The 11,858-nt window shown below is 61.8% G+C and carries 13 protein-coding genes; 6 read left to right on the top strand and 7 right to left on the bottom strand.

The annotated features are described in order from the left end of the window. Positions 1-51: 51 nt before the first annotated feature. Complete coding sequence (earP, locus tag ATH90_RS08940; RefSeq protein ID WP_034102779.1) at positions 52-1,185, top strand: elongation factor P maturation arginine rhamnosyltransferase EarP; 1,134 nt, start codon at positions 52-54, stop codon at positions 1,183-1,185. 49 nt (positions 1,186-1,234) lie between these two features. Further along, positions 1,235-1,807 (top strand): elongation factor P, encoded by a 573-nt coding sequence (locus tag ATH90_RS08945; RefSeq protein ID WP_003172723.1) that lies wholly within the window; start codon positions 1,235-1,237, stop codon positions 1,805-1,807. 65 nt (positions 1,808-1,872) lie between these two features. Here ATH90_RS08945 and ATH90_RS08950 read toward each other — a convergent pair whose 3' ends face one another. The 4 genes from ATH90_RS08950 to ATH90_RS08965 all read right to left on the bottom strand — a co-directional run bounded on the left by ATH90_RS08950 (position 1,873) and on the right by ATH90_RS08965 (position 5,020). After that, a complete protein-coding gene (locus ATH90_RS08950; RefSeq protein ID WP_098466107.1) occupies positions 1,873-2,889 on the bottom strand; it encodes an alpha/beta hydrolase in 1,017 nt (338 codons plus the stop codon). Positions 2,890-2,917: 28 nt separating this feature from the next. Then, positions 2,918-3,337, bottom strand: coding sequence for an organic hydroperoxide resistance protein (locus ATH90_RS08955; protein WP_025859164.1), 420 nt, complete (start codon positions 3,335-3,337; stop codon positions 2,918-2,920). A gap of 199 nt (positions 3,338-3,536) precedes the next feature. Further along, entirely contained in the window at positions 3,537-3,989 is a 453-nt protein-coding gene (locus ATH90_RS08960; RefSeq protein WP_034102784.1) for a MarR family winged helix-turn-helix transcriptional regulator, read from the bottom strand. Between the two features lie 80 nt (positions 3,990-4,069). Further along, positions 4,070-5,020: a LysR family transcriptional regulator gene (locus ATH90_RS08965; RefSeq protein WP_034102786.1), complete on the bottom strand. Its 951-nt coding sequence runs from the start codon at positions 5,018-5,020 to the stop codon at positions 4,070-4,072. Positions 5,021-5,129: 109 nt separating this feature from the next. On the opposite strand from ATH90_RS08965, the gene ATH90_RS08970 reads away from it, so the two are divergent. Further along, positions 5,130-5,879: a sulfite exporter TauE/SafE family protein gene (locus ATH90_RS08970; RefSeq protein ID WP_034102788.1), complete on the top strand. Its 750-nt coding sequence runs from the start codon at positions 5,130-5,132 to the stop codon at positions 5,877-5,879. On the opposite strand, the gene ATH90_RS08975 is transcribed toward ATH90_RS08970, so the two are convergent. Continuing rightward, positions 5,869-6,750 (bottom strand): LysR family transcriptional regulator, encoded by an 882-nt coding sequence (locus ATH90_RS08975; protein ID WP_034102789.1) that lies wholly within the window; start codon positions 6,748-6,750, stop codon positions 5,869-5,871. The genes ATH90_RS08970 and ATH90_RS08975 overlap by 11 nt on opposite strands. Positions 6,751-6,820: 70 nt before the next feature. Here ATH90_RS08975 and ATH90_RS08980 point away from each other — a divergent pair, with 70 nt between their 5' ends. Together ATH90_RS08980 and ATH90_RS08985 are read left to right on the top strand one after the other, a co-directional pair. Then, complete coding sequence (locus ATH90_RS08980) at positions 6,821-7,027, top strand: DUF1127 domain-containing protein (RefSeq protein WP_034102791.1); 207 nt, start codon at positions 6,821-6,823, stop codon at positions 7,025-7,027. Positions 7,028-7,072: 45 nt separating this feature from the next. After that, positions 7,073-8,302: a winged helix-turn-helix domain-containing protein gene (locus ATH90_RS08985; RefSeq protein ID WP_034102793.1), complete on the top strand. Its 1,230-nt coding sequence runs from the start codon at positions 7,073-7,075 to the stop codon at positions 8,300-8,302. 52 nt (positions 8,303-8,354) lie between these two features. Here ATH90_RS08985 and ATH90_RS08990 read toward each other — a convergent pair whose 3' ends face one another. Next, on the bottom strand, positions 8,355-9,701 hold the full coding sequence (locus ATH90_RS08990) for a class II 3-deoxy-7-phosphoheptulonate synthase (protein ID WP_034102795.1): 1,347 nt from the start codon (positions 9,699-9,701) through the stop codon (positions 8,355-8,357). A 124-nt stretch (positions 9,702-9,825) separates the two neighbouring features. Between ATH90_RS08990 and ATH90_RS08995 the strand changes: the two genes are divergently transcribed. Then, positions 9,826-10,581: a spermidine synthase gene (locus tag ATH90_RS08995; RefSeq protein WP_034102797.1), complete on the top strand. Its 756-nt coding sequence runs from the start codon at positions 9,826-9,828 to the stop codon at positions 10,579-10,581. A 117-nt stretch (positions 10,582-10,698) separates the two neighbouring features. Here ATH90_RS08995 and ATH90_RS09000 read toward each other — a convergent pair whose 3' ends face one another. Continuing rightward, on the bottom strand, positions 10,699-11,490 hold the full coding sequence (locus ATH90_RS09000; RefSeq protein ID WP_098466108.1) for a crotonase/enoyl-CoA hydratase family protein: 792 nt from the start codon (positions 11,488-11,490) through the stop codon (positions 10,699-10,701). Between the last annotated feature and the right edge of the window lie 368 nt (positions 11,491-11,858).

An 11,858-nucleotide genomic window follows, 5' to 3' on the forward strand; every position in this document is an offset into this window, starting at 1 on the left:
GCATCCGTGCATTTATGCGGACAATCGAGCCTTTGAGCATTGGAGCCCGGAATGAAAGCCCGCTGGGATATTTTTTGCAGCGTCGTCGACAACTACGGCGACATCGGCGTGACCTGGCGCCTGGCCCGGCAATTGGTGGTGGAGCATGCCTGTAACGTGCGCTTGTGGGTTGACGACCTGCGTGCCTTCGAACGCATGTGCCCCGAGGTCGATGTGCAGCTAGGCCTGCAATGGCAGGAGGGTGTCGAAGTGCGCCATTGGCCGGCCGATTGGGTAGAGGCGCCCGCCGCGGACGTGGTGATCGCCGCGTTCGCCTGTCAGTTACCGCCCGACTACATGGAAGCCATGGCGGCCCGTGAACGCACGCCGTTGTGGATGAACCTGGATTACCTCAGTGCCGAAGATTGGGTGGTCGGTTGTCACACGCTGCCGTCGGTGAAGTTCAAGGGCGTGCAGAAGTACTTCTTCTTTCCCGGCTTCCGGCCCGGCACCGGTGGCCTGCTGCGCGAGGCGGGATTGCTGGAGCAGCGTCGGGCCTTTCAGCAGGATGCCAGTGCCCAGCAAGATTTCCTGCAAGCTTTGGGTGTCTTTCCTACTGCTGGTGCGCGGCTGATCTCACTGTTTGCCTACGAAAATGCCGGGCTGGCCCGTTGGCTGGAGGTGTTATCGACAGACGGGCGTGCCACTCATCTGTTGGTTCCAGAGGGGCGCATTCTTGGCGATGTGCAGCGCTGGCTGGGCGTCGATCAGCTGGCAGCGGGGGATATCCAGCAGCGTGGGTCACTGACCGTGCAGGTCATTGCGTTCGTACGCCAGGAACAATATGACCGCCTGTTGTGGTGCTGCGACTTCAACGCCGTGCGCGGTGAAGACTCGTTCGTGCGCGCCCAGTGGGCCGGCCGCCCGCTGCTGTGGCACATTTACCGACAAGACGAAGATATTCACCTCGACAAGCTCGACGCCTTCCTCGAGCTGTACACCGCTGGCTTATCTTTGGCGGCACAGGCTGCTCTGATCGGACTCTGGCAGGCCTGGAACACGGAGGCCGATATGGCTCAACCGTGGAAAATGCTGTTGGAACACTGGCCAGAGGTGAGCCAGCACGCCGAAACATGGTGTCTGGAACAGGGCTTGCAGGCCGATCTTGCGACGGCGCTGGTGAAGTTTTATGAAAGTTGGATATGATACGCCACCTTGAATTTTGTAAATCCCATCCAAATTTCGGATATATGCAATGAAAACTGGTAAAGAACTGAAACCCGGTACAGTGATCCGTCTCGAAAACGACCCTTGGCTGGTTCAGAAAGCTGAGTTCACCAAGTCTGGTCGTAACAGCGCAATCATGAAGACCAAGCTGAAGAACCTGCTGACCGGTTACAAGACCGAGATCGTCTACAGCGCCGATGACAAACTGGACGACGTGATCCTCGACCGCAAAGAAGCGACCCTGTCCTTCATCAGCGGCGACACCTACACGTTCATGGACACCACCGACTACACCATGTACGAGCTGAACGCTGAAGATATCGAAGCCGTTCTGCCGTTCATCGAAGAAGGCATGGAAGACGTCTGCGAAGCTATTTTCTTCGAAGAGCGCCTGGTTTCCGTAGAGCTGCCGACCACCATCGTGCGTAAAGTGGCCTACACCGAAGGTTCCGCTCGCGGCGACACTTCGGGCAAGGTGATGAAGCCTGCCAAACTGAGCAACGGTACCGAGCTGCAAGTTGCCGATTTCATCGAAATCGACGACCTGATCGAGATCGACACCCGCGAAGGTGGTTCGTACAAAGGTCGCGCCAAGAAGTAATTCTGGCCCTGCCGAGACGAAAAAAAGCCCGACCATGTGTCGGGCTTTTTTGTGGGCGCTACCTTTTACTTCAGGTGTTGCTTGAGTTCATCCGAGGCCTGGAGCAGGGCTGAACGTACGGCCGGCACCTGGCTGACCACGTTGAGCAAACCGTAGTCGTGGATCATGCCGTTATAGCGCACGGCGGTCACCGGCACACCGGCTGCATCCAGCTTGCGGGCATAGGCCTCGCCTTCATCACGCAATACGTCGGCGCCGGCAGTCTGGATCAGCGCGGGCGGCAAGCCTTTGAGCTGGTCAGTGGTTGCCCGCAGCGGCGAGGCGTAGATCTCGGCGCGCTGGTTGGCGTCGGTGGTGTAGTTGTCCCAGAACCACTTCATCATGTTCTGGGTGAGGAAGTGTCCTTCGGCGTACTGGTTGTAGGACCCTGTGTCGAAGTTGGCGTCGGTCACCGGCCACAACAGCAGCTGGAACTTGATCGCCGGTGTGCCCTTATCCTTGGCCATCAGGCTGACCACTGCCGCCATGTTGCCGCCGACGCTGTTGCCCGCGACCGCCAGGCGCTTGCCATCGACGTTGATCTCTTTACCGTGCTCGGCCACCCATTTTGTAGCACCGTAGGCTTGGTTGATGGCCACCGGGTAATGCGCTTCTGGCGAAGGTGTGTAGTTGACGAACACCGCCACCGCACCCGAGCCAACGACCAGGTCCCGAACCAGACGTTCATGGGTCGGGTAATCCCCGAGCACCCAGCCGCCACCGTGGAAGAACATGAACACGGGCAATGTGCCCTTGACCCCGGCCGGACGCACGATGGTCAGGTCCAGCGGCTTGCCATCGACCTGGATGGTCTTCTGGCTCACATCGGCCTTCGGCAAGGTCAGCTTCACACCGGCCTGGGCGCCGCTCAGTACAGCACGTGCGTCCTTGGGCGTCAGTTGCTCCATCGGTTTGCCGGTGCCTGCGTTCAACACATCCAGGAAGGCCTGGGTGTTGTGCTCGACCTCACCGCTTGCAGCAAATGCATGGGTGATGGACAGGGCGAGCAGGGTGCCGGTCAGCGCTTTACCAATTGTGTTCATTTCTTTCTCCGGGGGCGGCCGAGGTCATTTAGACGGTCACGTGCAGGCGTACATCGACATTGCCACGAGTGGCGTTGGAGTACGGGCAGACTTGGTGAGCGGCGTCGACCAGGCTTTGCGCGTCGTCCTGGGCCAGGCCCGGCAGGCTGATGTGCAGGTCGATATCCAGGCCGAAACCACCGGGGATCTGGCCAATACCGACGTGGGCGGTGATCGAGGCGTCGTCCGGGATTTTGCGTTTGGTCTGGCTGGCGACGAATTTCAGGGCGCCGATAAAGCACGCCGAGTAGCCGGCAGCGAACAGTTGTTCAGGGTTGGTGGCCTGGCCACCGGCACCGCCCAGTTCCTTGGGGGTAGCGAGTTTGACGTCAAGGATGTTATCGCTGGAAACAGCACGACCATCACGGCCGCCGGTGGAAGTGGCTACTGCGGTATAGAGCGTTTGCATGGTGTCGTCCTCTAAGGTTGTTAGTGCTAAATATTTGCGCGCTAAGTAGTTGGTGAGGTGAATGTATAGCGCTAATGTTTAGCGCGCAAGATAAATTTTCAAATTTTTTTGACGAGCCCTTTTTTTGATCCGCCGAACAGCCAAATTTGGGAGCGGGCCTGCTCCCACATTTTAGCTATTCAGTGTTGGCTCGAGCGTGTCAGACGCTGGCTTGCAGGTTGGCACGCAACGCGACCAGGTCGCTTTGCAGCTTGCGCAGTTGGTCCAATTCCAGGCCGCTGGCGCCGAGAATGCACTGCGGGATGCCCATGGCTTTGTCCTGCAAGGCGCGCCCGGCATCGGTCAGCTCCACGACCACGACCCGTTCATCTTCGCGGCTACGGGTCCGGCTGAGCAGGCCTTCGGCTTCCAAGCGCTTGAGCAAGGGGGTGAGGGAGCCAGGATCGGTCAACAGGCGGCTGCTGATTTCGCCGACGGTCAAGCCATCCTCTTCCCACAGCACCATCATGGCTAGGTATTGCGGGTAGGTCAGGCCGAGGGCCTGCAGCAGCGGCTTGTAGACCTTGGTCATCAGCAGCGAGGTGGAGTGCAGGGCGAAGCACAGCTGGTTGTCCAGCATCAGCGATTCGCAGGGATCAGGATTCTTGCTCATGGCGGTACCTCGAAAAAGCGTGTCTGGGCTGGAATCTAGCGGGCAAATCTTTAATGCGCCAGATAAATCTGTCCGAGCGGTCAGGCCAAGCCACTTTGCAAGGCCAGGTCCCAGGGCGGCACGGGGCTGAAACGGGTTTTCAGGTACTCCAGCAACAGCCGACTGCGCGCGTTGGGCTGTTGCTCCAGGCGCAGCGCATAGATCCCGGTGGTCTCTGGGCTGGGCAGGCCGTTTTCGCAAAACAGCGGCAACAGTTCGCCACGCACCAGGTACTCACTGGCAAGCCACGTGGGCAGATGGGCGATACCCAGCCCGGCCAGCGCACCGGACAACAAGGCTTCGGCGTTATTGGCGCTCATACGGATGCGTTGCGGGCGATAGGTCGCGCGGCGTCCATCCAGCTCGAAGCGCCACGCGAACATCGGCGCCAGGCCATCCCAGTCCAGCCCGTCGTGTTCGCTGAGCTCGCGCGGGTGGGTCGGCGTGCCACGGCTTTTCAGGTACGCCGGGCTGGCGCAGGCGATGCGTACGATGCTCGCCAAGGGCGTGGCGATCAGCCGGGTGTCGACGATATGCCCGGCGCGCAGCACCAGATCCACCTTGCCCAGGTGCGCCCCCTGCATGTCCACGAAGCTGTCGATCAAATGCAGGTGCACATCCAGGCCTGGGTACACGTTGAGAAAGTCTGCAATCACGGGCGCCAGATGCCGCCGCCCGAACGCTGCGGGCGCGTCTACCCGAATCAGGCCTTCCGGTGCATGGCTCAGGGACACCGCCTCGGCCCGCGCCAGCTGCAACTCGCTGACAATCCGTCGGGCCCGCTCGGCAAACGCCAAGCCTGCCGGGGTCGGCACCACCGCGTGGGTACTGCGCTGAAACAGGCGGCTGCCTACCGAGCTTTCCAGGCTGTCGATGCGTCGAGCCACCGCCGAGGGCGTCAGCGGATGACGGCGCGCAGCGGCGGAAAAACTGCCGGTTTCCAATACATCGAGAAACAGGCCCAGTTGATCGGTCAGGGTATTGGGGTTCATCGAAAAGGCGCTTATGCGAGATTGGCACAGCCATTGTGCGTTGCTGTGCGTTTCCACGCCATAGCCGACTGCGTAGCATGCAAGGCCTGGGATTGTGGAGTGACGTGCGGTGTTGGATTTAGCGATTTACCTGGTATTGGGCGCGGCCTTGGGCACGGTGGGCGGCCTGTTTGGCATTGGTGGCGGGCTGATTGCGATCCCGGTGCTGGGCGTATTGTTCGGCCTGGACCAGCAGTTGGCCCAAGGTACGGCGCTGGTCATGGTGGTGCCTAACGTAATGCTTGCGCTGTGGCGTTATCACCAACGCAACCGCATCGAACTGCGCCATGCGCTGCCATTGGGCATCATGGGGTTCACGTTTGCCTGGCTCGGTTCCATCTGGGCGGTGGGCCTGGACGCGGGGGCGATGCGCATCGGTTTTATTGCGTTCCTGCTGACGCTTTCGGCCTACAACCTGCTGCGCATGTTCACCCGCAACGCGCCGCCGACGGCGCAAATGCGCTATTCCTGGCCATGGCTTGGGCTGCTCGGTGCGGCGTCCGGCTCCATGGGGGGACTGTTTGGGGTGGGCGGGGCAGTGGTTGCCACGCCCGTGCTGACCAGCCTGTTCGGCACCACCCAGGTGGTTGCCCAAGGCTTGTCCCTGGCCTTGGCATTGCCCAGCACAGGCGTGACATTGGTAACCTACGCCTGGCACCAGGAGGTGGACTGGATGATTGGCGTGCCGTTGGCCGTCGGCGGTTTGCTCAGTATCAGTTGGGGCGTGAAGGTGGCCCACGCACTGCCGGAGCGCGTACTGCGCGGCTTGTTCTGCGGCTTCCTGGTGGTGTGCGCGGTGATGCTGACCTTTAAAGTCTGAAGCCTTCGAGGATGTAGTCCGCCAGGCATTCGGTGATCGGCGAGGTCATCGCCGGGTTGCGCAGCAAGCGAAGATTCATCGACGGCAGCGGTGGAAAACCTTCTTCGCTGCCGAGGACGCGCAGGTCATCGGTCACCAGGCTTTCCATGCTCACCATCACCGCCAGGCCAGAACTCACCACCGCCTGAATCGCCGCTACATTGGAGCTGTGGTAGGCGAGCCGGTAGTCCCGACCCGCCGCATCCAGCGCCGCGCGGGTCCATTGGGTGCAGAAGCTGTCGACGCCCGAAATCGCCAGTGGCAGTGCATCGTGCTCGTCCACGCAGAAGCACGGGGCCGCCACCCACACCATCCGCTCGGTGCGCAGCAACTCGCCGATCTCATTGCCGGGCTCACGGCTGATGACCGTCAGCGCCAGGTCGCGGCGCTGCATCAACACCGTCGACGCCTCGCAGTGCATCTCGATCTGGATCAGCGGATACGCCTTGGAAAACCGCTTGAGAATCCCCGGCAGGAAACGCATCACGTAGTCGTCCGGCGTGCCGATGCGCACCAACCCCACCATGTGCGGCTCGCGCAGGGTGTTGAACACCTCACTGTGCAGTTTCAGGATGCGCCGCGCGTACCCCAGCAACACCTGGCCCTCGGGCGTCAGCCGCACCTGCCGGCCATCACGTTCGAACAGCTTGCGCTGCAACACGTCCTCCTCCAGGCGCTTCATCTGCATGCTCACCGCCGACTGGGTGCGGTTGACCAGCTCGCCAGCGCGGGTAAAACCGCCCTGGTCGGCGATGGCGACGAAGGTGCGCAGCACTTCAGTGTCGATGCTTGGGTAGCCGGACAATTGATCAATCTCCGAGATGTATTGCATAAGAAACATTCGTTGGATTGATCTTAAGCCCGGGCACACACTGCCGTCATCCCCACTGGAGGGCGAGAAGATGAAAGGTCAAAAAGGTTTTGTGGTGATGGCGAAACGTCCGTTTTCCGGGCTGTTTCACAAGGTTGCCCGTTGGCAGGCGCTGCACGAGGAGCGCCAGATGCTGGCGTCCTTGAGTGATGATGCGCTCAGGGACATCGGCCTCAATCGCGGCGATGTCGAGCAGGAGCGTCACCTGCATTTCTGGCAGGACCCGCTGCGAAAATGAGCGCGGATGCAGTAGGGTAGTCGGCGAGCCTACCCGGAGAAACCCATGCCCGCCGACCTGTCTTTTTCACTCAAGCAAGCTCGACGCATGGCACTGGCGGCCCAGGGTTTCTCCGGGCGCCAGGCGCCTGCGCTGGTCAAGGCCGCACACCTGAACCGCATGATCGAGCGCCTGGGCGTGTTGCAGATCGACTCGGTCAATGCCGTGGTGCGCTCCCATTACCTGCCGCTGTTTTCCCGCCTGGGCAACTACTCCCCGTTGATTCTTGAACAGGCCGCCTGGAGCCAGGGGCGGCGGCGTTCGCTGTTCGAGTACTGGGGGCATGAAGCGTCGCTGCTGCCGATGGCGCTGTACCCGTTGATGCGCTGGCGCATGGAGCGGGCCAAGCAGGGCCAGGGTATTTATTCGCAGATGGCGCGCTTTGGTCGTGAGCAACAGGCCACGATTCAGCGTGTTCTGCAGACCGTTGAGCAACAGGGCGCGCTGGGTGCCGGTAGCTTGTCGACCCGTGAGGAGCGCGCCGGCCCATGGTGGGACTGGAGCGACGAGAAACATGCGCTGGAATGGCTGTTTGCCGCAGGCCTGGTCACGGTGGCCGGTCGGCGAGGGTTTGAGCGGCTCTATGATTTGCCGGAGCGGGTCATTCCCCGCGACATCCTCCAAGCCACGGTCACTGAGGCCGAAGCCCAGCGCGGCTTGCTGCTGCACAGTGCGACTGCATTGGGCGTGGGCAGCGAAAAGGACCTGCGCGACTATTTCCGCCTTGACCCTGCCGACAGCCGTCATCGCCTGGCCGAACTGGTGGAGGACGGGCAGTTGCAGGTGTGCCAGGTGCAGGGCTGGAAGCCGCTTGCCTACTGCCTGCCCGCGCCGAAAGTGCCACGCAAAGTGCCGGCCAGCGCATTGCTGTCGCCGTTCGATTCGCTGGTGTGGGAGCGCAGCCGCACAGAGCGCCTGTTCGATTTCCGTTACCGCCTGGAGATCTATACCCCGCAAGACAAACGGGTGTACGGCTACTACGTGTTGCCGTTTCTGCACAACGAACGGATCGCCGCGCGCGTCGACCTGCGCGCCGAACGCGCCAACGGGCGCTTGGCGGTGCATGCGGTGCACGAGGAAACGCCAGGGTTGGATGAGGAGGGGATGCTCGCGCTGGCGCAGAACCTGCGGCAAATGGCCGACTGGCTGGGGCTGGACCACGTGCAACTCAATTGCCAGCGGCCGAGTGCCGACCGGTTGCGAGTGGCAATGATCAATAGCGAGCGTGTGACGTAGGGGCCCATCGCGGGCTTGCCCGCGACGGCTTCAGCGACGTCGACTCAACGCCTCAGCGCTTGACCTGTTTCAACGTCTCGGCAATCAGGAACGCCAATTCCAGCGACTGGTCGGCATTCATGCGTGGGTCGCAGTGGGTGTGGTAACGGTCCGACAAGCCATCCTCGGTGATCGGCCGCGCGCCGCCGATGCATTCGGTGACGTTCTGGCCGGTCATCTCGATATGAATCCCGCCGGCATAGCTGCCTTCGGCCTGATGCACCTGGAAGAACTCCTTCACTTCGCCCAGGATCTGCGCAAAGTCGCGGGTCTTGTAGCCGCTGCTGGCCTTGATGGTATTGCCGTGCATCGGGTCCGAGCTCCAGAGCACCTGCTTGCCCTCGCGTTGCACTGCACGAATCAGGTTGGGCAGGTGGTCGCCGACCTTGCCTGCGCCCATGCGCGCGATCAGGTTGAGGCGGCCGGGGTCGTTGTCCGGGTTGAGGATGTCGATCAGCCGGATCAGGTCATCCGGGTTCATGCTCGGGCCGACCTTGACCCCGATCGGGTTGTTCACTCCGCGCAGGAACTCGACGTGGGCGCCGTCCAACTGACGGGTGCGATCGCCGATCCACAGCATGTGGGCCGAGCAGTCGTAGTAATCGTTGGTCAGGCTGTCGCGGCGCACGAAGGCTTGTTCGTAGTTGAGCAGCAGCGCTTCGTGGGCGGTGAAGAAACTGGTTTCGCGCAGTTGTGGCGAACTGTCCATGCCGCAGGCGCGCATGAAGGCCAGGGTTTCGTCGATGCGGTCGGCCAACTGGCTGTATTTCTCGGCCAGGGCGGAGTTGGCGATGAAGTCCAGGTTCCATTTATGCACTTGGTGCAGGTCGGCAAAACCGCCTTGGGCAAAGGCACGCAGCAGGTTCAGGGTGGCGGTGGACTGGTGATAGGACTGCAGCAGGCGGTCCGGGTCCGGCACGCGGCTTTTTTCGTCGAAGCCGATGCCGTTGACGATGTCGCCGCGGTAGGCGGGCAGGGTGATGCCGCCGATGGTTTCATCATTCGCCGAGCGAGGCTTGGCGAACTGGCCAGCCATGCGCCCGACTTTCACCACCGGGCAGCCAGCGGCGAAGGTCATCACGATGGCCATCTGCAGCAGCACCTTGAAGGTGTCGCGGATCTTCGCGGCGGAGAACTCGGCAAAGCTCTCGGCGCAATCGCCACCTTGCAGCAGGAACGCACGCCCCTGGGTCACCTCGGCAAACTGGCGGCGCAACTCGCGGGCTTCACCGGCAAACACCAGTGGCGGGTAGCTGGCCAGGTTCTGCTCCACTTGCAACAAGTGTGCAGCGTCCGGGTACTGGGGTTGTTGCTGGATCGGCAGGGCGCGCCAGCTGTCGGGGCTCCAGGGTTGGCTCATCATGAACTCGATTGGCTGATTGACGGTCGGGCGCCAATGTTATCAGCAATTAGTGCGTGACCTGTTGCCGCCGGTTGGCCGACAATCGCGCCTTTGCCGTGCAGCAAACCCGTTAGGAGTAGTGATGACCGAGGAGCGTGTCGAGCGCCTGCTGGCCGAAGTCCATGATGACTTCGGCATGATCCGTGTGCTCGAAGTGGCCGATTACCGTTTTCTCGAGTTTGGCGACGCCATCGAGCAAAGCTGCGTGTTCACCGCCGACCCGAGCTGGCTGGAGTACGACTACACCCGCGCGATGCTGATTGGCGCGTTATGCCATGAGCAGCCGGACAGCGCGCTGTTCCTCGGCCTGGGTGCGGGCACGCTGACCCAGGCGTGCCTGAAGTTCCTGCCGCTGGAGGACGTCGAGGCCATCGAACTGCGCCCCGACGTGCCGCGCCTGGCCATCGAATACCTGGGGCTGGACGATGACCCTCGGCTGTACATCCGCATTGGCGATGCCCTGCAATTGCTCGACAGCGCCGAGTCGGCCGACTTGATTTTCGTCGACCTCTATACCGACGTTGGCCCCGGCGTCGGGCACCTGGCCTGGTCCTTCCTGGAAAACTGCCAGAAAAAACTCAACCCTGGCGGCTGGCTGGTGATCAACCAGTGGGCCACCGACGACGGCAAACCCCTGGGGGCAGCGTTATTGCGTGGCTTGTACCACCGCCATTACTGGGAGCTGCCGGTGAAGGAGGGCAATGTGATTCTGCTGGTGCCGTCGGAGCTGGACCAGGAGCTGGAGATGGATGCGCTCTCGGCCCGTGCCGAAGCGTTGGCGCCGAGGCTGGGGTACTCGTTGCAGCCGTTGATCAAGGCGATTCGGCCGGCGACTTAGTCGCCTGTGACGACGCCATCGTGGGCAAGCCCGCTCCCACAGGGGAATGCATTTCAACGGGGAATGCGGCCAACATGCGGAAGCGGGCTTGCCCACCAAGAGGCCGGTATTGCCAGTTCAAATACCCTTGAACACCCCGGGCCGCTTCTCGATCATCGCCCGCACGCCTTCCTTGGCATCCTCGCTGTTGAGCAATTTATCCACCATCGGCGGTAATGCGGCGGCCGCGACGGTCTCGCCTTCCATGCGCGCCAGGCGTGCCGACATCAACGTGGCCTGCACACCCAGTGGCGCCTGGCGGGCGATGCGGTTGGCGAGTTCGACCGCGCGGGGCAGCAGGTCTTCACTGGCCATCACTTCCTGCACCAGGCCCAGGCGCAGGGCGTCATGGGCGTCGAACTCATCGCCGGTGAGCAGCCAGCGCATCGCGTTGCCCCAGCCGGCGATCTGATGAAAGCGTAACGTCGCGCCGCCGAATGGGAAGATCCCACGCTGCACTTCCATCTGCGCAAAGCGCGTGTTGCTTGCGCAAAGATTGATATCGGCCGCCAGCATCAGTTCGATACCGATGGTCAGGCAGTAGCCCTGGGCCGCGACGATCACCGGTTTGCTCACATGCGGGCCGGCAAACACGCCCCAGGGATCGCAGCCCCCCAGCGGTGGTTGCCAGCCACCGGCCATCACACCACTGACATTGGCCAGGTCCAGCCCGGCCGTGAAGTGATCCCCATGGGCAAATACCACTGCCACCCGTGCGTCGTCGTTTCGATCAAATTCGCCATACGCCAGGCTCAGTTCATTGAGCAGGTCCAGGTCGAAAGCATTGCGCTTGGCCACCCGGTCCAGGCCCAGCATCAGGACATGGCCCTGGAGTTCACGGCTGACGCGGCTGCTGCTGGCTTGATTCATCGGGTGTACCCTCGGGAGCGGGGAAGGCTTTCAGACCAAAGGGGCTGAAAGGTCAGGTGAACCGTTTAAGCGTTATGACCAGGCGGGCCGGGCCTTTGAAAAATAGACCCTGCCGGAGTTATCTGCAAAGGCGGTGACGCAGCGCGCTTTCTCGGTGCATTCCGATAAAAAAAGCTCCCTTTTTCAGCTATTTCCGGTATAGTGCGCGCCGGCCTTTAACCGGGCCGCGTTTAGGTAGCGCAATTCCCCGAAGTCAGCTTCGGCTGCACGTCCGCACAGCGGACTCTCCCTTGACGAATCTTTTTCATTCATTCGTTTTCGCAAATCCCCGCCGACAAAGCAGCCAGGGCGACTCTTGAGTCTCAACA

This window comes from Pseudomonas lurida (assembly GCF_002563895.1).
GTDB lineage: Bacteria > Pseudomonadota > Gammaproteobacteria > Pseudomonadales > Pseudomonadaceae > Aquipseudomonas > Aquipseudomonas lurida.